At 37.5% G+C, this 25,630-nt stretch carries 24 protein-coding genes and 1 pseudogene; 6 read left to right on the top strand and 19 right to left on the bottom strand.

Annotated features, from left to right (window positions below):
• Positions 1–15: 15 nt before the first annotated feature.
• From secA to JG537_RS02425, 3 genes are all read right to left on the bottom strand, one after another.
• Positions 16–2,538, bottom strand: a complete 2,523-nt coding sequence (gene secA / locus JG537_RS02415; protein WP_132869102.1) for a preprotein translocase subunit SecA — start codon at positions 2,536–2,538, stop codon at positions 16–18.
• 297 nt (positions 2,539–2,835) lie between these two features.
• Positions 2,836–3,717: a fructokinase ScrK gene (scrK, locus tag JG537_RS02420; protein WP_132869103.1), complete on the bottom strand. Its 882-nt coding sequence runs from the start codon at positions 3,715–3,717 to the stop codon at positions 2,836–2,838.
• A 154-nt stretch (positions 3,718–3,871) separates the two neighbouring features.
• The gene (locus JG537_RS02425) at positions 3,872–5,830 is read right to left on the bottom strand and encodes a sucrose-specific PTS transporter subunit IIBC (protein ID WP_132869522.1); all 1,959 of its coding nucleotides are present in this window, start codon (positions 5,828–5,830) and stop codon (positions 3,872–3,874) included.
• Between the two features lie 207 nt (positions 5,831–6,037).
• Here JG537_RS02425 and JG537_RS02430 point away from each other — a divergent pair, with 207 nt between their 5' ends.
• The gene (locus JG537_RS02430) at positions 6,038–7,477 is read left to right on the top strand and encodes a sucrose-6-phosphate hydrolase (RefSeq protein WP_199543161.1); all 1,440 of its coding nucleotides are present in this window, start codon (positions 6,038–6,040) and stop codon (positions 7,475–7,477) included.
• Position 7,478: 1 nt separating this feature from the next.
• The gene (locus JG537_RS02435) at positions 7,479–8,441 is read left to right on the top strand and encodes a LacI family DNA-binding transcriptional regulator (protein WP_132869520.1); all 963 of its coding nucleotides are present in this window, start codon (positions 7,479–7,481) and stop codon (positions 8,439–8,441) included.
• A gap of 99 nt (positions 8,442–8,540) precedes the next feature.
• Here JG537_RS02435 and nusB read toward each other — a convergent pair whose 3' ends face one another.
• The 8 genes and pseudogenes from nusB to uvrA all read right to left on the bottom strand — a co-directional run bounded on the left by nusB (position 8,541) and on the right by uvrA (position 16,975).
• Entirely contained in the window at positions 8,541–8,969 is a 429-nt protein-coding gene (gene nusB, locus JG537_RS02440) for a transcription antitermination factor NusB (protein WP_132869519.1), read from the bottom strand.
• Positions 8,962–9,351 carry an Asp23/Gls24 family envelope stress response protein gene (locus JG537_RS02445; protein ID WP_132869518.1) on the bottom strand — a complete coding sequence of 130 codons (390 nt, stop codon included), beginning with the start codon at positions 9,349–9,351 and terminating at the stop codon, positions 8,962–8,964. The genes nusB and JG537_RS02445 overlap by 8 nt, the downstream gene beginning before the upstream one ends.
• Positions 9,352–9,430: 79 nt before the next feature.
• Entirely contained in the window at positions 9,431–9,991 is a 561-nt protein-coding gene (gene efp, locus JG537_RS02450) for an elongation factor P (RefSeq protein WP_132869517.1), read from the bottom strand.
• Positions 9,992–10,428: 437 nt separating this feature from the next.
• Positions 10,429–10,893, bottom strand: coding sequence for a deoxycytidylate deaminase (locus tag JG537_RS02455; RefSeq protein WP_006531991.1), 465 nt, complete (start codon positions 10,891–10,893; stop codon positions 10,429–10,431).
• A complete protein-coding gene (locus tag JG537_RS02460) occupies positions 10,886–11,236 on the bottom strand; it encodes a hypothetical protein (RefSeq protein WP_199543163.1) in 351 nt (116 codons plus the stop codon). The genes JG537_RS02455 and JG537_RS02460 overlap by 8 nt, the downstream gene beginning before the upstream one ends.
• A gap of 10 nt (positions 11,237–11,246) precedes the next feature.
• Positions 11,247–12,308, bottom strand: a complete 1,062-nt coding sequence (locus tag JG537_RS02465; protein ID WP_199543165.1) for a M24 family metallopeptidase — start codon at positions 12,306–12,308, stop codon at positions 11,247–11,249.
• Positions 12,309–12,802: 494 nt separating this feature from the next.
• A pseudogene (locus JG537_RS02470) lies at positions 12,803–14,049 on the bottom strand (MATE family efflux transporter).
• 100 nt (positions 14,050–14,149) lie between these two features.
• Entirely contained in the window at positions 14,150–16,975 is a 2,826-nt protein-coding gene (uvrA, locus tag JG537_RS02475) for an excinuclease ABC subunit UvrA (RefSeq protein WP_199543174.1), read from the bottom strand.
• Between the two features lie 299 nt (positions 16,976–17,274).
• Here uvrA and JG537_RS02480 point away from each other — a divergent pair, with 299 nt between their 5' ends.
• Complete coding sequence (locus JG537_RS02480; RefSeq protein ID WP_132869269.1) at positions 17,275–18,219, top strand: magnesium transporter CorA family protein; 945 nt, start codon at positions 17,275–17,277, stop codon at positions 18,217–18,219.
• 425 nt (positions 18,220–18,644) lie between these two features.
• Positions 18,645–19,301 (top strand): DUF1129 domain-containing protein, encoded by a 657-nt coding sequence (locus JG537_RS02485; protein WP_199543176.1) that lies wholly within the window; start codon positions 18,645–18,647, stop codon positions 19,299–19,301.
• 45 nt (positions 19,302–19,346) lie between these two features.
• Here the strand turns inward: JG537_RS02485 and JG537_RS02490 are convergent, their stop codons facing one another.
• The 8 genes from JG537_RS02490 to JG537_RS02525 all read right to left on the bottom strand — a co-directional run bounded on the left by JG537_RS02490 (position 19,347) and on the right by JG537_RS02525 (position 22,583).
• Positions 19,347–19,778 carry a hypothetical protein gene (locus JG537_RS02490; RefSeq protein WP_199543178.1) on the bottom strand — a complete coding sequence of 144 codons (432 nt, stop codon included), beginning with the start codon at positions 19,776–19,778 and terminating at the stop codon, positions 19,347–19,349.
• On the bottom strand, positions 19,765–19,989 hold the full coding sequence (locus JG537_RS02495) for a helix-turn-helix domain-containing protein (RefSeq protein WP_199543603.1): 225 nt from the start codon (positions 19,987–19,989) through the stop codon (positions 19,765–19,767). Before JG537_RS02495 ends, JG537_RS02490 begins: the two co-directional genes overlap by 14 nt.
• A gap of 1 nt (position 19,990) precedes the next feature.
• The gene (locus JG537_RS02500; RefSeq protein WP_199543181.1) at positions 19,991–20,515 is read right to left on the bottom strand and encodes a DUF2975 domain-containing protein; all 525 of its coding nucleotides are present in this window, start codon (positions 20,513–20,515) and stop codon (positions 19,991–19,993) included.
• Between the two features lie 141 nt (positions 20,516–20,656).
• Positions 20,657–20,896, bottom strand: a complete 240-nt coding sequence (gene rpsR / locus JG537_RS02505; protein ID WP_000068664.1) for a 30S ribosomal protein S18 — start codon at positions 20,894–20,896, stop codon at positions 20,657–20,659.
• A 65-nt stretch (positions 20,897–20,961) separates the two neighbouring features.
• Positions 20,962–21,471, bottom strand: a complete 510-nt coding sequence (locus JG537_RS02510) for a single-stranded DNA-binding protein (RefSeq protein ID WP_074482547.1) — start codon at positions 21,469–21,471, stop codon at positions 20,962–20,964.
• A gap of 11 nt (positions 21,472–21,482) precedes the next feature.
• Entirely contained in the window at positions 21,483–21,773 is a 291-nt protein-coding gene (rpsF, locus tag JG537_RS02515) for a 30S ribosomal protein S6 (protein WP_074482548.1), read from the bottom strand.
• A 178-nt stretch (positions 21,774–21,951) separates the two neighbouring features.
• Positions 21,952–22,116 carry an ATP-dependent protease gene (locus JG537_RS02520; protein WP_074482549.1) on the bottom strand — a complete coding sequence of 55 codons (165 nt, stop codon included), beginning with the start codon at positions 22,114–22,116 and terminating at the stop codon, positions 21,952–21,954.
• A gap of 248 nt (positions 22,117–22,364) precedes the next feature.
• Positions 22,365–22,583: a DNA repair protein gene (locus tag JG537_RS02525; RefSeq protein WP_074482602.1), complete on the bottom strand. Its 219-nt coding sequence runs from the start codon at positions 22,581–22,583 to the stop codon at positions 22,365–22,367.
• 1,054 nt (positions 22,584–23,637) lie between these two features.
• Here JG537_RS02525 and mutY point away from each other — a divergent pair.
• Positions 23,638–24,780 carry an A/G-specific adenine glycosylase gene (gene mutY, locus JG537_RS02530; RefSeq protein ID WP_199543184.1) on the top strand — a complete coding sequence of 381 codons (1,143 nt, stop codon included), beginning with the start codon at positions 23,638–23,640 and terminating at the stop codon, positions 24,778–24,780.
• Positions 24,781–25,026: 246 nt separating this feature from the next.
• Complete coding sequence (locus JG537_RS02535) at positions 25,027–25,626, top strand: NADPH-dependent FMN reductase (protein WP_199543186.1); 600 nt, start codon at positions 25,027–25,029, stop codon at positions 25,624–25,626.
• The last annotated feature ends 4 nt before the right edge of the window (positions 25,627–25,630 follow it).

Genomic DNA, 25,630 nt, shown 5'->3' on the forward strand with positions numbered 1-25,630 from the left:
TTTCTGTTGTCTTTTTTAAAAATGTTTGCGACCGTGGCAATTTTTGAATTTTTTGCCTGATCCACATGGGCACAAATCATTACGTTTAACATTAGAATAATCAATGTCAGATTGTGCTTGAACATTTTGGGCTGAGATATTCTTTTCAGCCATTGTTGTTGCACGTTCAGTTGAGCGTTCACGTTCTTGTTGGTGAATTTGTGCTTTCATCATTGTACGTGTTACGTCAAATTCAATTGCTCCAATCATTGCTTGGAACATACGGAAACCTTCTGATTGATATTCAACAACTGGGTTATTTTGAGCATAACCACGCAAACCAACTGATTGACGTAATTGATCAAGAGCATCAATATGATCTGTCCACTTATTATCAACAACCATCAAAATCAAAACTTTTTGGAATTCTTTAACAGCTTCTTCATTTTGAAGTTTGGCAATTTGAGCATCATAAACTTTCAATGCACGGTTGTAAAGATCTTCTTTGATTTCTTCAAAGTCTAATTCTTCAAGATCAGCTAATTTAATTGAATCTTCAGGAACTAAGTTTGATTTGGCAAAGTTAAGAATTGCTTTGACTCCTTCTTCACGGTCAGCACGACTGTGAGCATCAACAGCGCGATTAATCGTACGTTTAATCATAGCTTTGATTTCAGGTGCCAAATCACGGTCAGCTGTAATAACGTCGTGACGTTCAGCATAAATGATTTCACGTTGTTCACGCATAACATCATCATATTGAAGGACTTGTTTACGAGTATCGTAGTTGTTACCTTCAACACGTTTTTGTGCTGATTCCACTTGACGAGTCAACATCTTAGATTTGATGACAGCTTCTTCTTCATCAAGATTCATACGATCAAGGAATGCCTTGATACGATCTGAACCAAAACGACGCATCAAATCATCTTCAAGTGAAAGGTAAAACTGTGATTCACCTGGATCACCTTGACGACCAGCACGACCACGAAGCTGATTATCAATACGACGGCTTTCGTGACGTTCTGTACCGATGACGCAAAGTCCACCAAGTTCACGAACTCCTTCACCAAGTTTGATATCTGTACCACGACCAGCCATGTTAGTTGCAATTGTAACAGCACCACGTTGACCGGCGTTCATAATGATTTGTGCTTCTTTGAAGTGGTTTTTAGCATTCAAAACTTCGTGTGGAATACCAGCTTCAACCAATTTCTTAGAAATAAGGTCAGAAGTTTCAACAGCTACAGTACCGACCAAAACTGGTTGACCTTTCGCATGACGACGTTTAACATCTTCGACCACTGCTCTAAATTTAGAAGCAAGTGTTGGGTATAACAAATCTGGATGGTCAATACGTGCGACCGGTCTATTCGTTGGAATTGGAATAATGCGCATATTGTAAACTTCGCGGAATTCCTCTTCTTCAGTTTTAGCTGTACCAGTCATACCTGCCAATTTTTTATACATACGGAACATGTTTTGGTAAGTAATTGAGGCACTTGTCTTAGATTCTTCCTGAATGCGCACGCCTTCTTTAGCTTCAATAGCTTGGTGTAAACCGTCAGAAAAGCGACGACCTTCCATTGTACGTCCTGTAAATTGATCGACAATTAGGATTTCGCCATTTTCACTAACCACATAGTCAATATCCAAAATCATGATGTAGTTGGCACGAAGAGCATTGTCAATGTAGTGTGTTAAGGCAACGTTTTCCAAATCGTAAAGATTTTCCAAATGGAAGTATTCTTCTGCTTTATCGATACCACTGTCAGTCAAGCCAATTGTTTTAGTTGGTACATCAATGACATAATCAACACTTTCAAGAGTCTTAACAAATCTATCAGCGCGAATGTAAAGTTGGCTTGTTTCAGAAGTCACTTGTCCAGAAACAATCAAAGGTGTTCTAGCTTCATCAATCAATACAGAGTCAACTTCATCGACCAAAGCAAAGTTCAATGGACGTTGTACCATATCTTCTTGTCGAACAACCATGTTATCACGAAGGTAGTCAAAACCAATTTCTGAGTTAGTTGAGTAAGTGATATCACAGTTATAAGCTTCACGTTTTTCAAAAGCTGATTTAGCAGACAAGTTGATACCGACAGAAAGTCCCAACCAGCTATATACTTCACCCATCTCAGTAGCATCACGTGTTGCAAGGTATTCATTAACAGTGATAACGTGGACACCTTCACCAGCAAGGGCATTAAGGTATACAGGCATTGTCGCAGTCAATGTTTTACCTTCACCAGTACGCATTTCGGGCACGTCACCATTGTGCATTACAATACCACCCATGATTTGAACACGATATGGGTAAAGTCCAAGAACACGTTTTGCAGCTTCACGAACAACCGCAAAAGCTTCTGGCAATAACTGATCCAGAGTTTCACCATTTTGATATCGTTGTTGAAATTCTGGTGTTTTTGCTTTTAATTCTTCGTCAGACAAAGCAGCCATCGCATCTGCGTATGACTCAACTTTCTTCGCAATTTTTTCTAATTTTCTTAATTCGCCTTTATCGTTTTCGATAACAGTTCGTAGAATATTTGCCATCCCAATTCCTTTCGATAAACTTATCATCACATTTTATCATAAAAAGCGCTCTATTACAAGAATCCGCTAACATTGTAGCTCTGTTCGACAAGCGCTAGAAATGCCTTGATATTTTAGTTTTTTATTAATATCATTCTTAGTATTTTCTGAGTATTTCACCTGCTACGATTATACTCTTTTTTCACCTTAACAACAAGAAAGCACTGTAATTCACAAGGAATCGTCAGCGTAAAAAAAGATTGAAGAATTATCCAATTGGACTTTTCCTCAATCTCGCTAACATTTTTAATCAAGTAATTAACGTTCTGAAACTTTCTTAGCCAAAGCAAAGTTACCAAGAGTTGCAGAACCATTTTCAGCAACACCTGGTGTCACGATATATTCTGTAACATCTGGAACTGGTACATAATCGTTCATCAAAGCTTTAAATTTATCACGAACACGTTTTAGCATGTGTTCTTGAGCCATTACACCACCACCAAAGACAATCACTTCTGGACGGTAAAGTAATGTTGCTTGAACAGCAGCTTGCGCAATGTAATAAGCTTGAACATCCCAAACATCAGAATTAAGCTCAATCAATTCCCCACGAATACCTGTACGAGCTTCAAGCGATGGACCAGCTGCCATACCTTCCAAACAGCCTTTGTGGAATGGACAAACACCGTTAAAGTTTTTAGCTACATCTTGTGGGTGTGGAGCTACATAAACGTGACCTGCTTCTGTGTGACCAAGTCCACCAATGAACTCACCATTTTGAATAGCACCGGCACCAATACCAGTACCAATTGTGTAGTAAACAAGACTTTTAACACCTTTGCGAACGATTGTTTCCCCGTAAGCAGAGCTGTTAACATCAGTTGTAAAGTAGAATGGTACTTTAAAATGTTTTGAAATCAAGCCAACTAGGTCAACATTAGCCCAGTGGGGTTTTGGAGTTGTTGTGATATAGCCATATGTTTCTGAATTTTCATCAATATCAATTGGCCCAAAAGAACCGATAGCAATACCTGCTAAGTCTTCTTCAAAACGTTTGAAGAAAGCTACTGTTTTATCAATTGTTTCGTAAGGTGTAGTTGTAGGAAATTGAACTTTTTCAACAATTTGAAAATTCTCATCACCAACAGCACAAACAAACTTTGTTCCACCTGCTTCGACACTACCATATAATTTAGTCATGTTATCTCCCTTTTAATTGCTAGTTTTCTATCAAATATTATACAAAAAAGCAAAAGATATATCAAGTGCAAAAAGAGTAAAAACCCTATTATATCAATATTTATCTCCATATAAAAAGAGGTTCTTTCGAACCTCTTGAATTATAGATATATACTTATTTAAGATCTAGCAATGCAGCACCTTCAGCAAGTTCACCTTGAGCAACTGGTGTTACTTCTTGGTAGTCAGCTGTGTTTGTCACGATAATCATTGTTGTATCATCAAGACCTGCTTCTGCAATAGCTGCGCGGTCAAATGTTCCAAGAACATCACCTTTTTTAACTTTTTGGTTAGCAGCAACTTTTTGGTTAAATCCTTTACCAGCCATTGAGACAGTATCAATACCGATGTGGATAAGGATTTCAGCACCATTGTCAGATTTCAAACCATAAGCATGACCTGTTTCAAAAGCAAGTTGAACAGTACCATCAACTGGTGAATAAACTGTGTCACCGTTTGGTTTAATAGCGATACCTTTACCCATAGCACCTGATGAGAAGACTGGGTCATTAACTGCAGAAAGTTCAACAGCTTGGCCTGAAAGTGGGCTTACAACTGTTTCTTCAGAAACACCAGCTTGAGAAAGTGCAGTAACTTCTTCAGCTACTTCTTTTGCTTCTTTAGCAGCGTGTTCATCTAATTCCACTTGAACTTTAGCAGCGTCTGTTGCCTCTGCCACAAAAACTCCTGCTGCTTTTGTTTTTCCGTAGAAGTATGTAAGAGCAAACGCAATAGCAAAGCTGATTAATTCACAGACGAAGTAAAATGGGATTGAAGATGCATTGATTGAAAGGAATCCTAAGAAACCTGCTGAACCAAGTGAAACAGCAACCACTTTAACCAAACCAGCTACAGCAGCAGCAACACCTGAACCAACCAAAGCACAGAAGAATGGGAAACGATATTTCAAGTTAACCCCAAACAAAGCAGGTTCTGTAATACCAAGAAGTGCTGAAACACCCGCAGATGAAGCAAGACCCTTTGTCTTAGAATTTTTAGTCAAGAACCAAATCGCAAATGTTGCCGCACCTTGTGCAACGTTAGCCATTGAAGCAACCACAAAGATGAAGTCACCATAACCCACACCTTTTGTCCATGCTGAAAGCAATTGAGTTTCAATAGCCGGGAATGATTGGTGAAGACCAGTCATAACGATTAATGAATATGTACCACCAAAGATACCCATTCCTATAAAGCCTGTTGTGTTATACAACCAAACAATTACATCAGTGATGGCATTAGAAACAACCATCATTACTGGACCAATGACAGTGAACGTCAAGAATCCTGTAATCATAACTGACAATAATGGAGTAAATGTGAAGTCAACTGATGATGGAAGTTTTTTGTGGAAGAATTTTTCTAAAACTGATAGCAACCAAACAGCAGCTAAAACTGGGATAACTTGGTAAGCATAGTTTGTTTGTGTTACATGATAACCAAAGATATTCCAAAATTCAGAAGCACCACCAAGATCTGGCGTTGTCATAATCATACCAATTGCAGCCCCCAAGAATTGGTTAGCGCCGAAACGTTTAGCAGCAGAGATACCTACTAAAATTGGTAAGAACATAAATGGTGCAGCTGACATCAATTGAATCATTGCAGAAATACCATCAATAGCCGGATACATTTCCTCAATTGATTTTGGACCGAATAATCCTTCAGCTGTCAAGAAGTTACGCAATGCCATCAAAAGACCACCTGCGACAAGTGCAGGAATAATCGGTACAAAGATGTCTGATAGCAATTTAATCAATGCCATGATTGGATTGAATTTCTTACCACTACTTGCAATTTGTTTCAAATCATCTGTTGAAACTTCCGAAAGGCCAGTTTCTTTAATTAATTCGTCATAAACAAAATTAACATCACCTGCACCAATGATAACTTGATATTGACCATCAATTTTGAATGTTCCTTTAACATCAGGATTTTCATCCAAAGCTTTTTGATCAACTTTCGTATCATCTTTAAGAACAAGACGAAGACGTGTCGCACAATGTGCAGCTGCAACTAGATTGTCTTTTCCGACTGCTTTAATGACGTCGGAAGCTACCTTACCATAATCCATTACAGTACTCCTTTTTTATATAAAATTTTCTTTTTTGTGAACATTTTTTGTAAGCGTTTCACTTGATTACATTTACATTCTATCATAATCAGAATATATGTCAAGCGTTTATCATATTTTTTTCTTTTTGCGGGAAAATAATTGATTTTTAAGGAGTAAACGTTTACTATATTATTATAGATAGTTTTTTTACAAAGGAGAAAAAATATGGATTTACCAAAAGAAGTGCGTTACCGTCCTTATGAAGATTGGAGCACCGAAGAATTGGCAAAAATTAACAACAATGTCAAACAATCGCCTTGGCGCACCAGCTATCACATTGAGCCTAAAACTGGATTACTAAATGACCCTAACGGTTTTTCATACTTTAATGGCAAATATACATTGTTCTATCAAAATTGGCCTTTTGGCGCTGCTCACGGCCTAAAACAATGGGTTCACACTGAATCTGAAGACTTGGTTCATTTCCATGAAACTAATGTAGAACTTCGCCCTGACACTAAAAACGATAGCCACGGTGCTTATTCTGGTTCTGCCTATGAAATCGACGATAAACTTTTCCTATTCTATACAGGAAATGTACGTGACGAAAACTGGGTACGTGACCCACTTCAAATCGGTGCTTGGATGGATAAAGACCACAAGATCACTAAAATGGATGACGTTCTTATCCGCCAACCTGAAGATGCCACAGAGCACTTCCGTGACCCTCAAATTTTCAATTACAAAGGGCAATTCTACGCTATCGTAGGTGCTCAAAGCCCTGAAAAATCAGGCTTTATTAAACTTTATAAAGCAGTTGATAACAATGTTGAAAACTGGGAAGAAGTTGGCAACCTCGACTTCGGCGGTACTGGTTCAGAGTACATGATTGAATGTCCAAACCTTGTTTTTGTTGATGATAAACCAGTTCTTCTTTACTGCCCACAAGGACTTGATAAAGCTGAACTTGATTACCGTAATATTTATCCAAATACCTACAAAGTATGTCAAGCGTTTGACACAGATGGTGCAAAACTTATTGGAGCTTCAGAAATCCAAAACCTTGATTATGGTTTTGAAGCTTATGCTACTCAAGGATTCAACGCACCTGACGGGCGTACTTTAGCAGTAAGCTGGATTGGACTCCCAGATGTTGATTACCCAACTGATAAATACGATTACCAAGGCGCTCTTAGTCTTGTAAAAGAACTTTCTATTAAAGATGGTAAACTTTACCAATACCCAGTTGAAGCAATCACTTCACTTCGTGCTGACTCTGAAGCATTTGCTAATAAATCTGAGACAACTAATACTTATGAATTAGAATTAAATTTCCCTGCAAATCAAAAATCCGAAGTTCTTCTCTTTGCTGATGACAAAGGCAATGGACTCAGCTTGACGGTCGATACCAAAGACGGTAAAATTATTCTTGACCGCAGTAAAGCAGGTGTTCAATATGCTACAGAATTTGGCACAAGCCGTGAATGCTCAATTGATACTAAAGAAACAAGTGCTAATATTTTTGTAGACAATTCAATCGTTGAAATCTTTATCAATAAAGGAGAAAAAGTATTTACTAGCCGTGTCTTCCCTGAAGCTGGCCAAAATGGCATTGTAATTAAATCTGGAGACGTTACTGGTACATACTTTGATTTGAAGTACTAATATGGTAGCAAAATTAACTGACGTCGCTGAACTTGCTGGTGTAAGCCCGACAACCGTTTCACGCGTTATCAACAATAAAGGTTATTTGTCTGAAAAGACAAAACAAAAAGTCCAGGAAGCCATGAGAACTTTAGGCTATAAACCTAATAATCTCGCCCGTGGACTTCAGGGAAAATCTGCCCAACTTATTGGACTCATCTTTCCTAATATTAGCAATATCTTTTATTCTGAACTGATTGAATATCTTGAAATCGAGCTATTCAAACATGGGTATAAAACGATTATCTGCAACAGTCAAAATGACCCTGCCAAGGAACGTGAATATATTGAAATGCTTGAAGCTAACCAAGTAGACGGCATTATTTCATCAAGTCACAACCTTGGTATCGATGATTACGAACGCGTCAGTGCCCCCATTATTGCCTTTGATAGAAATCTGGCGCCAAATGTTCCTATCATTGCTTCAGATAACTTTGAAGGTGGAAAACTAGCTGCTCGTACCCTTCAGAAAAATGGTTGTGAAAACATCATTATGATTACCGGACACGATAACACCGATTCTCCAACCGAATTACGTGCTCTTGGTTTCTCATTCCAAATTCCACACGGTGAAGTTTTCAAAGTTCCTAACAACTTATCCACAATTCGCCGCGAGATGGAAATCAAATCAATTATCGCAAGAAACAGACCTGACGGAATCTTTGTTTCTGATGACTTAACAGCCATTTTAACAATGAAAATTGCTAAACAATTAGATTTAAAAATCCCAGAAGATCTGAAAATCATTGGTTACGATGGAACATCATTTATCGAAAACTTCTTCCCTCAATTGACAACTATCCGTCAACCAATCGATGAAATCGCAAGTCTACTTGTTGACATCCTCCTAAAACGTATCAAAGGAGAAAAAACAAGCAAAGATTACATCTTGCCGATTTCTCTACTTCCTGGTGGTAGTATTTAATAACAAAAAGCACAGAGATGCATAAGGTCTGTGCTTTTTGTTGTATTCTTACCTTTTTAATCAGAAAAAGAGAGATGCTACTGCATCTCTCTTTATGTATTATTCAGTAACAAACTGACTCAATAATCCATTAACGAATTTTGCTGATGTTTCGTCAGAATATTTTTTAGCAATTTCAATGATTTCATTGACCGCAACACGTCCAGGTGTTTCCTCGAAGTATTTAACTTCGTAAAGACCTAAACGAAGCAAAGCTTTGTCAGTCAGTGTTAAACGTTCTAGTGACCAGCCTGATTTTAGGTGTGCTTCGATTTGTTGATCAATTTCTGATTGCAAATCACATGCACCTTTGACAAGGTTTAAAAGAAATACTGGAACTTGAACTTCTTCGTCTTCTTCAATTTTCTTGTCGTAAGTGTAGGCAAATTCAGCAGCTGCCAAATAGTCTCCACCAAATTCGAGGCTAAACAGTGCCTGGAAGGCACGTTCACGAAGGTCACGTCTTGAATTTGTAAAGTTATTAGTCATCCAAGAAATCCTCGTCGAACAATGCTTTCAAATCAGGTTTTGGTGTTTTTTCAGGAACGATTCCTTCAACGTGAATATTTACAGATGAAATAGTCACTTCTGCCATTTCGTAAACCGCAGCTTTAACAGCTTGTTGAATAGCCATTGAAACAGCAGGAACATTGACACCATATTGAAGATATACGTAGATATCAGCATTAACTGTGCCATCTTCTTCTGTTTGAAGGTAAACACCTTTACCTAAAACTGTTTTGCTGAAACTATCAGTCATGGCTTTGTTACGAAGTGAGTGAACGCCATCAACTTTTGTTGCAGCAATACCTGTGATAACTTCTAGAACTCGTGGTGAAATAACAATATCACCGATATTTTCAGTTGTCATAAGCATTTCCTTTCTAATTAAGTTTAAGGATTAAAAAGTAAAGAGAGCGGTGCCCTCTCTACCCGCTCTACTGGCAAGCTTAGGCACGTGATACGTAAGTACCTTCTTGCGTATTGATTACCAATTTTTGACCGATTTCGATGAAGTCTGGTACGTTAACAACAAGACCTGTTTCAAGAGTTGCAGGTTTACCAGAACCAGTAACTGTAGCACCTTTGATTGATGGTTGAGTGTCAGTAACTGTCAATTCAACTGTTGTAGGAACAGTAACACCGATAACTTCAGTACCGAAGAATTGGATTTTAACTTCTGAGTTTTCAAGGATGTAAAGCAATTCTTGTTCTACGTTTACAACTGGAATTTCGTATTGTTCGTAGCTTTCAGTATCCATGAAGTATGCTGTATCATCCATTTTGTAAAGGTATTGTGCAGCACGTGTTTCGATGATTGCTTGTTCGAATTTTTCTTCTGGACGGTAAGTTGTATCGAATGTTGAACCAGTACGTACGTCACGAAGTTTCATACGCATAACTGTGTTACCTTTACCTGGTTTGTGATGGCTTGCTTCGAGAACTTTGATGAGTTTTCCATCAGATGTTACGAAAGTCATACCTGCTCTAAGCTTACTTGCTTCAATCATTTATTAATTACCTCTTATAAATTATTTATCACTTCATTTTACCATAAAATACGTTATGGCTCAAATCTTTTTAGTCTCTTCGACTAATATCCCTCTTAACTATTTTAAGCTTCATTGTTAAAAAAATCCAATTTTAATACAATAAATATCTAAAAGTTTATTCAATGGAGATTTATTGGATATGAAGGTGAAACTTGAAAATCTTGGCGGAGAAATTAAGGAAGTTAAAGTTAGCTTTAGTTGGACAATCTTTTTTTGTGCCACTTTTTCGTAAAGATTGGAAATGGTTTAGGATTATGATTGGCTCAATCATTGCAGGCATTTTATTAACGCTCTTCTAAAAAATGGTTGGAGAGCAACCTCAGAAGTCGACGAAAAAATTTTAAAAGATAAATTGAATTAATACTAAAAGCACTCTATCGAGTGCTTTTTAATACTTAATCATCAAAATCATCCATGCCAAGTCTCACTTCTGGGACATCGTGCTGAACGCATTCGACACCTTTTTGTTTCATCAATTCGATAGCAAATGGATGCATGCGGTAAGCTGTTTTGTAAGTAATCTTCTTAATCCCTGCCTGAAGAAGCGCTTTGGTACAGTTGATACACGGAAAATGTGTCACGTAAATTTCTGTGCCTTTGGTTGAGATACCTTCCTTAGCACACTGGATAAGGGCATTCATTTCTGCGTGAACGGTACGGATACAATGACCGTCTTCCATTTTATGTCCTGCTTCGCTACAGTTATCAGTTTCAGAAACACCACCATTGTAACCAGTGGCGATGATACGATTATCTTTAACCAAAACAGCTCCGACAAAGGCACGATCACAAGTTGAGCGTTTTGAAATCAACTCCGCATTTGCCATAAAATAATCTTCCCAAGAAAGTCTTTCAGTCATTGTTTTCCTCCTTTTCTACACGATTTTTAAGATAAATTATAATCAGCCCAAGCACAGCAATTGCCATGCAGAAATACGAAGCAATTTTGTATATGCCACCTGTTGCTTCAATAAAAAATGTTAACCCAACAAGTCCAAGCGCAACATAATGAACAATGCCATTAATGCCAAACTGACGTGATTGACTTAAGGCTGACAAGAAAAGAACAAGAATGAATTCCAAAATGAAATAATTCTTACTGCTTCCCTGCATTAAATCAATAACAAGCGTAAAAGAGAGCATCGCAGATAAAATCATCGCAAGGATAACTTGTAATTTATCTTTAATAGTCAGTGGTTTCATAACATTTCTCCTACAAAACAATCAATTCTTTGGGTGCTAAGGTTAAGACTTCACAACCATTTTCAGTGACGACAAGATCGTCTTCAATACGAACACCGTATTTGTTATCAAGGTAAATTCCTGGTTCATCCGTAATAGTCATGCCAACTTCAACCAACTCATCTGAATTGCCAAAGAATGGAATTTCATGAATATCAAGCCCAATGCCGTGTCCAATACCATGTGTAAAGTGCTCGCCATAACCAGCTTTTTCAATGACATCACGCGCCAACTTATCATAATCACGGCGTGTCATTCCTGCTTCAACCGAATCAATCACCGCTTGATTAGCACGCAAAACCACGTCATAAATTTCACGCTCTTCGTCAGTTGTTTCACCGATATGGATTGTACGCGTCATATCGCTAACATAGTGGTTGTAGTAACAACCAAAATCAAGCGTCAAGGTTTCGCCAGATTGGATAACTTTCTCACTGGCTACGCCGTGAGGCATAGCAGAGCGGTAGCCTGATGCCGCAATGGTTTCAAAAGACACACCAGAAGCTCCATACTCACGCATACGAAAATCAAGAAAATTCGCCACTTGTAGCTCAGTAGTCTGACCTGGCTTGATAAAATCAAGCATGTCTGTAAAGGCACGATCAGAAATCGAACAAGCCTTACGAATGGTCTCAATTTCAGAAGCATCTTTGATCATGCGCAATTCTTCCATGAAATTCGTCATAGGCACCAAATCATAAGCTGCAAAAAATCCCTGCAAAACTTGATAATAAGCAAAGGATACTTGACTATCAAAACCAATTTTCTTCAAATTATCTGCTTGAATGACCTTGGCAATTTCAGAAAGAGCATCTCGGCTTTCAATGATATCAAAACCTTGAACAGATTGCTTAGCAATCAAGGTGTAACGAGCATCCGTCACAAACAAGCGACGCGTTTTTGAAATAAAAACAGTCGCTGACGTCCCCCAGAATCCTGTTAAATAATAAATATTATTTTGACCAGTCACCAAAAACGCATCAACATCTGATTGTTTTAACTTAGCATCAAATCTTTCAAGTCTTGCTAGCATGTCTCTCTCCTTTGACAGTATTTTACAGCTATTATACCAAAAAATTCCCGAAACCATAGCCTTTTCAGCAAAATACTTAGCTGGTAAATTAATTTCATAACTAAAAAGGATTTTGTGTCTTTTTTTTGATACTTTTCTTAGGTGGTGCCGTCGGCAGGTTCGACAATCCAGTGGACTGTTGAAGGAATCCAAGGAATTCCTAAAGGTCGCAGTGGTTGACTGGCAGTTCTCATTTTGCTTCGCAAAAATTGCGACCAACCTAGTCAACTGTGCGGGGGTGGTACAACGAACTACAAATTTTGGAGTTCTGTACCACTCCCTCAAAACTCCCGGGTGGCTGATGTAATTAGTCTTCAGCCACTTTCACCACGACAAAAAATGTCGCTTTCTTGCTCGCAAATGAATCCTAAAATTGAAGTATTGCAATGATAAGTTAGAATTCATTTTAGGTTAAAAACAGGTTTGTCTACATTCTGAAAAGACACAAGGTCCTTTCAATTTATTACTCTTGCTTTCTTGATAAATAAAACACTTAGAATAACAAGGCTTAATCCATAAACAAAGTAAAGTGATTGATAGGTTTGAACTCCCAGAACTTGAAGCACAAGCAAAATGGCAATACAAACTATATTAACCAAGCTGGTCATACTGACCACCCATTTTTCAGCATGACTGCTTTGTAAAAGCATTTTTGAACTTTCATAAAGTGGCGTTGCAATCATGACAAGCATCGTGAAGGCAGTCATCGGGATGATATTAGTATTGATTTGACTTGATAAGAAACCAGCAAAGATATTGGCACAAAGTGTCACAAGCACAGCAAAAATTATACTTACCAAATAACTATTACGATAAATTACCCATATGAATCGCTTGCTTTCGTGCTTTTGATTAGCCTGTGGCAAGAAGATAGAAACTGCTCCTGCATACATAAAAGCTGGCAAACGAACTATTGAAAACAACTGACTAATCACCGCATAGATAGAGAGGATTTTCAAGCCTTGTCGTCCCATCAAAGCATCAAATACCATGATAAAAAGGACACTTTCTAAAATTTCTTGAATGGTTAAAGGAATCCCAAAAAGAATTAACTCTTTTTTACAAGTTGACTGAGATTTCAAAGCCTCAAAAATCACACCAGAAACCAAGCTAAAACCACTAAAAGCAATGACGTTATAGCAGAAATAGCTGCACCCTTCACACCCAAAATCGGAACTAGATAATAATTCATTACCACATCAAGCAGTGAACTAACAAGTCCAATCCAAAAAATCGGTTTAGTTTTCTTTTCAACTTTTAATACATTTGTCAATAAAAACGTCAACAAGGTCAAAAGAATATAAGACGACATGATAGTCAGATAAGCTGTTGATAAGTCAAGCAAATCACCTGTGAAGCCATAGAATAATTGGAGAAAAAGCTTTCCAAAAACTAGACACAAGATCATAAATAAAAGACCAATTAGCATATCCAAAAGCAATGATGATTTCAGTAAGTCTTTAAATCGGCTCTTGTTACTTTCTGCAAAAGCACGCGCCCCTTTAATATTAAAGGATAGACTAAAGGCGCCTAAAATCCCACCAAAGGCAAACAAGAAATTTTGAATCACAGATATTCCAGAAAGTGCCACACTTGAATCATTAACCGCAAAATGCAGTGACAATTGATTAATCAAAAGCTGTGCAATATTAGTCGCAATCAACGGAAAAACATAGCGATTAACTTCTCTCGAATAAGACATAAATCCTCCAATAAATCTCGATAGCAACAAAGTACTATTTCCCATAAATTGGCTTCATTATAACACAAATCCCAGGTAAGATAACTCACCTGGGAATATTTTATTTCAATTTATCCTTCAAATACTGTCCTGTGTAAGACTCTTTAACTTTAGCGACTTCTTCTGGTATGCCTGTGGCAACGATTTGTCCACCACCGACACCGCCTTCTGGTCCAAGGTCAATAATGTGGTCAGCTGTTTTAATCACATCAAGATTGTGTTCAATGACAAGCACAGTATTTCCGTCATCTACAAAACGTTGAAGAACTTTAAGCAGACGAGCAATGTCATCTGTGTGAAGCCCTGTCGTTGGTTCATCAAGGATATAAAGGCTCTTACCAGTTGAGCGTTTGTGAAGTTCACTTGCCAATTTCATACGCTGTGCTTCACCACCAGACAGTGTTGTGGCTGGTTGTCCAAGAGTAACATAACCAAGTCCAACGTCTTTGATAGTTTGCAATTTGCGTGCGATTTTAGGGATTGGTGCAAAGAATTCAACCGCATCATTAACTGTCATATTGAGAATTTCAGCGATATTTTTATCTTTATAATGAACCTCAAGCGTTTCACTGTTATAGCGTGTGCCATGACAAACTTCACAAGGCACATACACATCTGGCAAGAAGTGCATTTCAATCTTGATAATACCATCACCAGAACAAGCCTCACAACGTCCGCCTTTGACGTTAAATGAGAAACGTCCTTTTTTGTAACCACGAATCTTAGCTTCATTGGTCTTAGCAAATAATTCACGAATATCATCAAAGACACCTGTGTAAGTTGCTGGGTTTGAACGCGGAGTACGACCGATTGGACTTTGGTCAATATCAATCAAGCGTTCAATGTTTTCAATGCCTTCAAGTGCTTTGTGCTTACCAGGTTTAGCAGAATTGCGATTTAATTTTTGAGCAACAGCTTTTTTCAAAATACTGTTAACCAAAGTTGATTTACCAGAACCAGAAACACCTGTGACTGCAATGAATTTACCAAGCGGGAAAGTCGCGTCGATATTTTGCAGGTTATTTTCTGAAGCTCCTAGTACGCGAAGAAAACGTCCATTACCTTTACGACGTTCTAGTGGCACAGGAATTTCTTTTGCACCTGACAAATATTGCCCTGTGATTGATTTCTTGTTCTTAGCAACTTCTTCTGGTGTTCCTGAAGCGACGATTTGCCCACCAAATTCACCAGCTCCTGGTCCGACATCAATCAACCAATCAGCTTGACGCATAGTATCTTCGTCGTGTTCAACGACAATTAAGGTATTTCCGAGATCACGCATTTTCTTCAAACTATCAATCAAACGGTCATTGTCGCGTTGATGAAGCCCAATTGACGGTTCATCAAGGATATAAAGCACGCCCGACAAGTTTGAACCAATTTGCGTTGCCAAACGAATACGTTGACTTTCACCACCTGACAAAGTCCCCGCAGAACGTGATAAGGTCAAGTAATTCAAGCCAACATTGTTAAGGAAAGTCAAACGGTCTTTGATTTCCTTAACGATTGGTGTGGCAATCGTTTTTTCATTTTCAGAGAGTTCTAGATGATTCAAGAGTTCCAAATGGTCAGCAACTGACAAATCAGACACCTGACCAATATTCAAACCATTTTCACCACCAACACGAACGCAGAGTGCTTGATTATTCAAACGATAGCCGTGACATGTTGGACATGGCAATTCGTTCATGTAACCACGCATAACATTGCGGGTAAAATCACTATTTGTCTCATGGTAACGACGATTGATATTGTTAACAACACCCTCAAAAGGAAGATCAATATTGCGTTCACCACCGAAATCATTGACATAGTGGAAATGGAATTCACGCTCACCTGAACCGTAAAGCACAAGATTTTGCTCGTCTTCACTCAAATCCTCAAAAGGCGTATCCATATCAACTCCAAAAGCTTCCATGGCCTGTTCAAGCATAGCAGGATAATAATTTGATGAAATAGGATTCCATGGTGCTAAAGCCCCCTCACGAAGCGTTTTACTGCGGTCAGGAATCACCAAATCCAAGTCAACTTCCAATTTATTTCCCAAGCCATCACAAGTTGGGCATGAGCCAAACGGCGCATTAAACGAGAACAAGCGTGGTTCCAATTCGGGAACAGTAAAGCCACATACTGGACATGAATAATGTTCAGAAAAAAGCAATTCATTGCCATCCATGGTATCGATAATGACATAACCATCTGCCAAACGAAGGGCTGCTTCCACAGAATCAAAAAGACGTGAACGAATGCCCTCTTTATTAATCAAACGGTCCACAACAATCTCGATGTTGTGCATTTTACTCTTAGACAACTCAGGAACTTCTGAAATATCAAAAATGTCACCATCCACGCGTACACGTACATAACCATCTTTTTGAATGCGATCAAAAATCGTCTTGTGTTGACCTTTTTTGCGACGCACAACAGGCGCTAAAATTTGCATTCTTGTGCGCTCAGGCAATTCCAATACCTTATCAACAATCTGTTCAACAGATGATGCCGTGATTGGACCATGCCCGTTGATACAGTATGGTGTTCCCACACGCGCATACAAAAGACGCAGATAATCATTGATTTCTGTCGTTGTCCCTACTGTTGAACGAGGGTTTTTACTCGTCGTTTTTTGGTCAATGGAAATGGCAGGGCTGAGACCTTCAATCGAATCAACATCTGGTTTTTCCATATTACCAAGAAACATACGTGCGTAAGCTGAAAGACTTTCCACATAGCGACGTTGCCCTTCAGCATAAATCGTATCAAATGCCAAACTAGATTTTCCTGATCCTGACAAACCTGTTACAACCACCAATTTGTCACGCGGAATTTCAACATTGACATTCTTTAAATTATGGGCCCTAGCCCCTCGAATAATTAATTTATCTTGCATAATCTATGAGATAAGCTAAGCTTGACACTAGGCCACGCTTAGCTTTCCATCCTTTCTTTGCGAGTACATTTTCTTCTTATTTCATTATAACAAATTTTCTACTTTTCTCTGTCCCCAAAAACTGCTAATTGTAGTATAATAGACTAGTATGTAGAATTTTATTCACCGAACCATTGGTGGCTTCAATTTTACAAATAAAAAAATTGAACAGGAGCTTGACATGGCACTGTCGCTGGTGGGCCTAACTTTCTACAGTTTAAAAGTTCTTGTATCTCATCGTAAAAGGAGGGGTTGTTTTTATGGAACAAATGTTTCTATCAACAGCGTTAGAGTTTAAAGAAATCAATACATTCGAGCCAGGAGCTTGGATTAATTTGGTCAACCCCTCCCAGGAAGAATCTGTTCAACTATCCGAACAATTTAATATTGATATTACAGACCTTCGTGCGCCACTCGACCTTGAAGAAACATCACGTATCTCTGTTGAAGATGATTATACATTGATTATCGTGGACGTTCCAACCTACGAAGAACGTAATAATAAAAGCTATTATGTGACCATTCCGCTCGGTATCATTGTCACTGACAATGCTGTTATCACAACGTGTTTACAAGAACTAACATTATTTGATAACTTTTTCAATCATCGCGTCAAAAACTTCTACACATTTATGAAGACACGCTTTGTTTTCCAATTGCTTTATCGCAATGCTGAGCTATTCCTAACAGCCCTTCGTTCTATCGACCGTCAAAGCGACCGAATCGAAGCTGAATTGGAAAATGCTACACGTAATGAGCAATTAATCGACATGATGGAGTTGGAAAAATCTATCGTCTACTTGAAAGCCTCATTGAAATTCAACGAGCGTATCGTTAAAAAACTTTCGAGTAGTACCAGCTCTTTGAAAAAATATATCGAAGATGAAGATTTGCTTGAAGATACACTGATTGAAACGCAACAGGCGATTGAGATGGCTGGCATTTATGAAAATGTCTTGAATGCCATGACTGAAACAACTGCTTCAATCATCAACAACAACCAGAATACCATCATGAAAACACTAGCTTTAATGACAATGGCACTTGATATCCCAACAGTTATCTTTTCAGCCTATGGGATGAACTTCCAAAACAACTGGTTGCCACTAAACGGTCTACCACATGCCTTTTGGTACATTGTCTTTATCGCAGCCGCCATGAGCTTATCAGTAGTATTCTACTTCTTCAGAAAGAAATGGTTTTAATTGGTTAATTTTTACTGTAACCATGGGTTACTAGTAAAAATACGGTTGTCTCTATTTTGAGACAACCTAAACCACTTACTAGCTCGAAAAGTGATTAATATCGAATCACTTTTCTCTCGTCGTAACATTAGTGCAGATACCTCAGACTACTTTACTCATGTCGTAACATTTTTCAATATTGAAAGTACAATAACTAGTAAATCTCACAGGACTTTCCTAACTCTTTTACTAGTTCGAAAAGTGATTAGTATCAAATCACTTTTCTCTCGTCATAACTTTTCAATCATTGTTGCGGCTAAACTTATTAATTTGCATAGTATTTACTTTCTAAAGGCACTTACTAGTTAGAAAAAGCAAGTGATTTTGTTTTCTCTAACTAATAACTGGCTTTATCTTACAAGACCTTACATATAGGAGAATATATTATGGATTTATCTAACCTTACTAAAAAAAATCAGGAATTCGTTCATATTGCTACTAATCAATTGATTGAAGATGGCAAATCAGATGAAGAAATCAAAGCAATTTTGGAAGAAGTTTTGCCTACAATCATCGAAAATCAAAAAAAAGGATTGACTGCTCGTGCCCTTCTTGGTGCACCAACAGTTTGGGCTGCTTCTTTCACTGAAAAAACTTCTGATACCAAAGCAAAACAAGAAAAGAAAAATGATAACCCATGGTTAATGTGGTTAGATACTTCACTTCTATTCGTCGGTGTTGTTGCCCTTCTTAACGCTCTTATGGGATTCTTCAATTCAGCAACAACAAGCTCTGGACTCTTCTCATTGCTTGCCCTTGGTTTTGGTGGTGGTGCTGCTATGTACGCAACTTACCACTTCATCTACCGCCACGCTGGTAAACCTAAGAGCGAACGTCCAGGACTTGGTAAAACTATCTTGGTACTTGGTTTGGCTATGCTAGGATGGATTCTCCTATACACAGCTACCGCCTTCCTACCAGCAGTTCTTAACCCACAATTGCCACCTATCGTAATGCTTATCATCGGTCTTGCATCACTTGTCGGGCGTTACTTCCTTCAAAAGAAATTTAACATCCTTAATGCAATGACACCACAACAATAAATGTAACAAATACCTCACTAAACATAGTGTTTAGTGAGGCTTTTGTTATTTAGAACGTAAACTCAAAACAATATCATCTGGCCAATTTGACACAACTTTGATATTATCAAGATCATTCACTTTTAATTTCTTAGCTGAAAAATAAGTTTTATGATGATATCGAATATTAAAATCATCTTGACTTTCTTCTTGGACATCTTCTAATTGATTATCATTTAAATAAAAATTAGTCTTCTGTCCTTTTTTCAAATCATCTTTTGTAAACATAAGATACACTGTTCCTGTAAAATCCTCAGGCAATTCTCGTTTCTCATTAACACTCACCGTCAGGACATCTTTTAAATTCAGCTGCTTTTCTTCTTTTTTCACTGCTGTTTGAACAGCGTCTGTGGTATCATAAGCAACATCTGAGATAATACCACAACCTGACAACATACCACACAAAAACAGCACTCCCAAAACTTTAATCACTTTCATCACAATCTCTCCTATACTCTAAAATATCTCCCGGCTGGCAATCTAATTCCCTACAAATACTCATTAGAGTATTAAACCTAATTCCTTTTGCTTTGCCAGTTTTTAAAATCGATAAATTAGCTTCCGTAATTCCAATTTTTTCAGCAAATTCTTTAGACTTTACATTTCTTGACTTCAGAAGTCTATCTAAATTTACTTTTATTTCTTCCATATCAAATAATTTCATCATGGTCTTTTTGTAACTGATAACCACGCTTCAATACAACAATAGCAACATCATTAATAATAATCAACAAGATATTCACAAGATAGTCCTTAAATGACAAGTCAAAAATACTGCTAACATTTTCCATTTGAAAATATTTAAACGACATGTTAATAAGTAATTGAACACCTGTGAATAACACTTGATAAAGCAAGACTTTAGAAAGAAAATCGATATTCTCAGAGCAAAAATATGCTTCTTTTTGAAAATTTGTCAACAACTTATCCAAAGAAAGCATCATCCTAAAAAGAAGATAGAAAAGAATTATTGTCATTATCAAAACAAGAATCGGAAACCAGACAGAAACCTGGACACTTCGATAACCGTAGTCTAAAGTAAAATGACCGTCATGATTTTGTCCATCAAAAAAGACTACAAAAATCCCAAGTAGCATCGCAAAGATACCTGCGATTGACAAATAACGTACAATCTTAACTACTTCTCTCCCAACCTTTAAAATAATATCTTTCATACCTCACCTTAAATTATTGTTTTACAATAATCTTCTTTTAAAAATTATTTTAAAACAATAATTACCACTTGTAAAGTTCAAAATTTTAGCAACAAAAAAACGACCTCTTTCGAAGTCGTTTTTTCTATTCATCGCAACGAATTAGTCTTCGTTTACGAATGGCATAAGAGCCATAACGCGAGCGCGTTTGATAGCTGTTGTTACTTTACGTTGGTTTTTAGCTGAAGTTCCAGTTACGCGACGTGGAAGAATTTTACCACGTTCTGAAACGAAACGGCTAAGAAGCTCAGTATCTTTGTAATCAACATATTCAATTTTGTTAGCTGCGATGTAATCAACTTTTTTACGGCGTTTGAATCCGCCACGACGTTGTTGAGCCATGTTTTATTCTCCTTTATATTATTGTTGTTTCAAGTTTTTAGACAAACCTGATGTGTCCATATCCATTAGAATGGAAGATCGTCATCTGAAATGTCCATTGGGTTAGAATTACCAAATGGGCTTTCGTCACGACCGAAGTTAGGTGTTTGTTGCTGTGAAGGTTGTGATGAGAAACCACCGTTTGAAGCTCCACCAAATGATGAATTGTTATTAAATCCACCGTTGAATGAGCCATTTGATTGACCTTCACGTGTAGCACGACTTTCCAAGATTTGGAAATTATCTGCAATCACTTCTGTTACATAAACACGTTGACCTTGTTGGTTTTCATAATTACGAGTCTGAATACGACCTGTGATACCAACCAATGTGCCTTTTTTAGCCCAGTTAGCCAAGTTTTCAGCTTGCTGACGCCAAATCACACAGTTAATGAAATCAGCTTCACGTTCACCATTTTGATTCTTGAAGTTGCGGTTTACAGCAAGTGTAAAAGTAGCAACTGCTTGATTAGATGGTGTGTAACGAAGTTCTGCATCGCGGGTCATGCGACCGACAAGTACTACATTATTAATCATAAAATACCTTCTTACGCGTCAAGTTTAACGATCATGTGACGAAGAATGTCACCGTTGATTTTTGAAAGACGGTCAAACTCGTTAAGAGCTACTGCATCTTCTGCTTCAACGTTAACAACGTGGTAAAGTCCTTCGCGGAAATCTTGGATTTCGTATGCAAGACGACGTTTTTCCCAGTCTTTTGATTCAACAACAGTTGCACCGTTGTCAGTCAAGATAGAGTCAAAGCGTGCTACCAAAGCGTTTTTAGCTTCTTCTTCAATGTTTGGACGAATAATGTAAAGAATTTCGTATTTAGCCATTGATATTTTTCCTCCTTTTGGTCTAATGACCCGTGAACATTATCACGAGTAAGTGAGGCGTACTCACAATAAACTATTATACTATACCTTGTTTTAATGTGCAAGAGATTTGTGTGTTACAAAATGATGTTATTTTATTGTTCAAAAACAAAAAAGCAGTTCGTATCTGCTCCTTTGTTTAGAAATCACCTTTATTAGAAACCACTAGATTCGTTTCATAAAGTTCTGTCGCAAAATCTAATCCTTTTCTAAAGGCATTAGCTTCTTCACGACTTTCAAAAATCTTTTGTGCTTGAACATATTGTTGTCCACTGCGCCAATACATCTTTCTAACAACCCACATATCCTTTACCTCGCTTTTTTAGCTAGTATAAGGTTAATTATAGCACAAATTGTTGAACAATTCATAAAATTAAGTTTTGTCTTTAAGTTTTAATATAATATTCAAATTTACTTAACAGATTTTTTGTGAAAGCGAAACAGAAACAACAATAAAAAGGCGAGAAACTGAACTGCACCCCAAAAGTTAGGCAAAAAATCTAACGAATGGGGTGCAGTTCATTTCGCTAGTAGTTGAAAGTTCAACTTTATTTATCCATTTTCATTGATTACTTCTCCATTCATTTTCTTGACATTTTTAAGGTATAAGTCTGCTGCTTTTTGACTTTCTTCAAAGACCTTCGTCAAGCTGAGAGAAGCTTCTGCAATGGAACCGGCTTGGGTTAGTTTTATTTCTTGATCTGTTAGCTTTTCATTAGCTTTAGATAGTTCATCTCTTAGCCGATCAATCTCCTTACTCTGGGCTAACATAATTTCATATAATTCGATGCGTTTTAATTTCCGAATTTTTTTCGTTAATTTTGCGATGATGGCAATTCTATCATTTTAAAGCCATAAAAAAGAAGCTGGGTACTCTTGCCCAGCCTCTCTAAAAAATATTTTTTTCGTATGTCATCTAACATACCATTCTCATAAGGAGTTAGGCTGTTAGACTATTATCTCCGTTTTTATAGCGACTTAAATTCATTTTCAGCATTGTACAATTACCTCCATGAGTTTTTTATCAACTATTTTTTACATTGGTATCACCGTTTTTATATCTTGCTACGTTCATAAGATACCTCCATTAATTGAAAATACTCACATAACAACGATAATAATCAGTTCATTTTTTCTGTTTCTTTGATAGGGCGATTTACTCGTCGCCATATCTTTTTTGAGTCTCCATTTTTGTAACGGCCTACATTGATTGCTTTCATATCTATCACAACTTTCGTTAAAAGCATTTGAACATGGAAGCAATATGATTAGAAGCCCTTTCGATTACTACTGTTACTAGCAACAAGATCAACCGGTAATATTTCTTGCACTAGCTATTTCTAACCGTTCACTTCCAATTTAATATTTTCATATAAAATGTGACATCACTCCTTCATTGACTTTTATTCAACTAGTTGTTAGTCTCCATTTTTGTAACGACCTACATTAACTATCAACATAAGGCGTTCCTCCGATGTACTTTGTTACAAGTTTTGAAAACGAGGTAATTTTTATGGCTATCAAAGTGCCTAATCACCATTTTTATAGCGTCCTAAGTTAAATTTCAACATAAGCGCCACCTCCGTAAAGTTAACTGTGCCTACTTAACTCCGACTAGAGACTTTATCACCATTTTTATACCGGGCGACATGTGGTTTCATCATAAGAACTGTTACCTCCTTACTTCGTTTCTTTTGTCATCCTTCTTTACACTTATATTATAATGTAACCGCTTACCTTTTGTCAAGAGATATGAGTTTTTTTTAAGCATTTTTTTCAAGAAGTTTTATTACCCTAAAAAAATGATCTTTGCTACAATGGTAACATGATTAATTTAAAAGACTATGGCATTGATATGTGGGATACCGAAAAGATTGCTTCTTTTCGCCGTACCCTGCTCAATTGGTATGATAATGAAAAGCGTGATCTTCCTTGGCGAAGAACTAAAAATCCTTATCACATTTGGGTTTCTGAAATCATGCTGCAGCAGACACAGGTGGTTACAGTCATTCCTTACTATGAACGCTTTTTAGAATGGTTCCCAACAGTTGAAGACTTAGCTAATGCACCTGAAGAAAAATTGCTCAAAGCATGGGAAGGACTTGGCTATTACTCTCGCGTGCGCAATATGCAAAAAGCTGCGCAAGAAATCATGGAAAAATTTGACGGTATTTTTCCCAACAATCACAAAGATATTCTTTCTCTAAAAGGCATCGGTCCTTATACGGCTGGTGCGATTTCAAGCATTGCTTTCGGGCTTGCTGAACCTGCTGTCGATGGTAATGTTATGCGAGTCATGGCACGCCTTTTTGAAGTCAATTATGATATTGGTGACCCTAAGAATAGGAAAATTTTCCAAGCAATTATGGAAATTTTAATTGACCCTGAACGTCCTGGGGATTTCAATCAAGCTCTCATGGACTTGGGAACCGATATCGAATCCGCCAAAAATCCTCGTCCTGATGAATCTCCTATTCGCTTTTTCAGCGCAGCTTATTTACATGGCACTTATGACAAATACCCAATTAAACTGCCTAAGAAAAAGCCAAAAACGTTGCAAATTCAAGCGTTTGTCATTCGAAACAGTGATGGAGACTTCCTCTTAGAAAAGAATCTGGATGGACGTCTACTTGGTGGCTTCTGGTCATTTCCAATCATTCAAACAGACTTCATCGCACAGCAACTGGATTTGTTTGAAAAAAATGATACTAACCTTCAAACCATCTCCCAAAAAGATTTATTTGAAAAAGATTATCAGTTAACTCCTACTTGGACCAATCAACACTTTGCTCAAGTCAAGCATACCTTTAGCCACCAAAAATGGACTATCGAACTGACAGAAGGTTTGGTTAAAAATGATAAGTTCACGTCAGAAAAAGAACTCCGCTGGGTGCCAGAAAACCAACTCTCACAATACCCCATGGCAACACCTCAGAAAAAGATGCTAAAAGAGTATTTAGGAAAATAACATTAAGCTCACTTTAAGTAAAACTTCCTATAATATAATCATTCCTAATGATAATATCTCAAATTAACTCGGTAATAGGTATTAAAAAACGTTTCCTCAATGAAAGTCCTGATTTTTCAGGACTTTTTTTGCACGACTGCTATAGTTTTTAATATTACTTCCCCTCCCCTTCATTAAAAACGTTTTCAATTATTTAAAAAAAGGAGTATGATAAAGGTAATCATTTGTGTAAAAGAGGTAGACTATATGAAATTAGTTGCTATTGTTGGAACAAATTCAGATCGTTCAACCAACCGTAAATTGTTAAAATTTATGGCCAAACATTTTGCCGACTTAGCTGAGATTGAAGTTCTTGAAATCAAGGATTTACCAGCTTTTAATGAACCTGAAGATAAGGTAGCTCCTGCTCCTGTCGCTGATTTTTCTAAAAAAATCGCTAGCGCAGACGGGGTTATCATCGCTACACCTGAGTACGACCACACTATTCCTGCTCCTCTGGCTTCCGCTCTAGAATGGATTGCCTACACTAGTCGCGTGCTCATCAATAAACCAACCATGATTGTCGGGGCTTCACTTGGTGCTCTAGGAACGTCACGCGCACAAGCTCATCTCCGACAAATCTTAGATGCTCCCGAATTAAAAGCCAGAATCATACCAGGTACAGAATTCTTCCTCGGACATTCTGAACAAGTTTTAGATGACGACAACAATCTCCATAATCCTGAAAAAGTTGCTGAACTTGAAGACAATTTCAAAGAATTTCTCTCATTTGTTGAAATCACGAATCAAATTGTTAGCCAGTCAGATACTGACCGTAAAAAAGCTTTTGCTTGGGAAATGAATTAGGAGG

This window comes from Streptococcus vicugnae, assembly GCF_016461705.1.
Lineage (GTDB): Bacteria > Bacillota > Bacilli > Lactobacillales > Streptococcaceae > Streptococcus > Streptococcus vicugnae.

Coding starts and splice junctions, on each gene's coding strand:
- JG537_RS02425 (WP_132869522.1), bottom strand. CDS start 5,830: ATGGATTATGGTAAGGTAGCTTCCGACGTCATTAAAGCAGTCGGAAAA.
- JG537_RS02490 (WP_199543178.1), bottom strand. CDS start 19,778: ATGAAAGTGATTAAAGTTTTGGGAGTGCTGTTTTTGTGTGGTATGTTG.
- nusB (WP_132869519.1), bottom strand. CDS start 8,969: ATGACTAATAACTTTACAAATTCAAGACGTGACCTTCGTGAACGTGCC.
- JG537_RS02465 (WP_199543165.1), bottom strand. CDS start 12,308: ATGCTAGCAAGACTTGAAAGATTTGATGCTAAGTTAAAACAATCAGAT.
- JG537_RS02435 (WP_132869520.1), top strand. CDS start 7,479: ATGGTAGCAAAATTAACTGACGTCGCTGAACTTGCTGGTGTAAGCCCG.
- rpsF (WP_074482548.1), bottom strand. CDS start 21,773: ATGGCTAAATACGAAATTCTTTACATTATTCGTCCAAACATTGAAGAA.
- JG537_RS02430 (WP_199543161.1), top strand. CDS start 6,038: ATGGATTTACCAAAAGAAGTGCGTTACCGTCCTTATGAAGATTGGAGC.
- JG537_RS02485 (WP_199543176.1), top strand. CDS start 18,645: ATGGATTTATCTAACCTTACTAAAAAAAATCAGGAATTCGTTCATATT.
- JG537_RS02455 (WP_006531991.1), bottom strand. CDS start 10,893: ATGACTGAAAGACTTTCTTGGGAAGATTATTTTATGGCAAATGCGGAG.
- JG537_RS02535 (WP_199543186.1), top strand. CDS start 25,027: ATGAAATTAGTTGCTATTGTTGGAACAAATTCAGATCGTTCAACCAAC.
- secA (WP_132869102.1), bottom strand. CDS start 2,538: ATGGCAAATATTCTACGAACTGTTATCGAAAACGATAAAGGCGAATTA.
- uvrA (WP_199543174.1), bottom strand. CDS start 16,975: ATGCAAGATAAATTAATTATTCGAGGGGCTAGGGCCCATAATTTAAAG.
- JG537_RS02520 (WP_074482549.1), bottom strand. CDS start 22,116: ATGTGGGTTGTTAGAAAGATGTATTGGCGCAGTGGACAACAATATGTT.
- scrK (WP_132869103.1), bottom strand. CDS start 3,717: ATGACTAAATTATATGGTAGTGTCGAAGCAGGTGGAACAAAGTTTGTT.
- JG537_RS02525 (WP_074482602.1), bottom strand. CDS start 22,583: ATGTTAGCCCAGAGTAAGGAGATTGATCGGCTAAGAGATGAACTATCT.
- mutY (WP_199543184.1), top strand. CDS start 23,638: ATGATTAATTTAAAAGACTATGGCATTGATATGTGGGATACCGAAAAG.
- rpsR (WP_000068664.1), bottom strand. CDS start 20,896: ATGGCTCAACAACGTCGTGGCGGATTCAAACGCCGTAAAAAAGTTGAT.
- JG537_RS02500 (WP_199543181.1), bottom strand. CDS start 20,515: ATGAAAGATATTATTTTAAAGGTTGGGAGAGAAGTAGTTAAGATTGTA.
- JG537_RS02480 (WP_132869269.1), top strand. CDS start 17,275: ATGGAACAAATGTTTCTATCAACAGCGTTAGAGTTTAAAGAAATCAAT.
- JG537_RS02510 (WP_074482547.1), bottom strand. CDS start 21,471: ATGATTAATAATGTAGTACTTGTCGGTCGCATGACCCGCGATGCAGAA.
- JG537_RS02460 (WP_199543163.1), bottom strand. CDS start 11,236: ATGAAACCACTGACTATTAAAGATAAATTACAAGTTATCCTTGCGATG.
- JG537_RS02445 (WP_132869518.1), bottom strand. CDS start 9,351: ATGACAACTGAAAATATCGGTGATATTGTTATTTCACCACGAGTTCTA.
- efp (WP_132869517.1), bottom strand. CDS start 9,991: ATGATTGAAGCAAGTAAGCTTAGAGCAGGTATGACTTTCGTAACATCT.
- JG537_RS02495 (WP_199543603.1), bottom strand. CDS start 19,989: ATGGAAGAAATAAAAGTAAATTTAGATAGACTTCTGAAGTCAAGAAAT.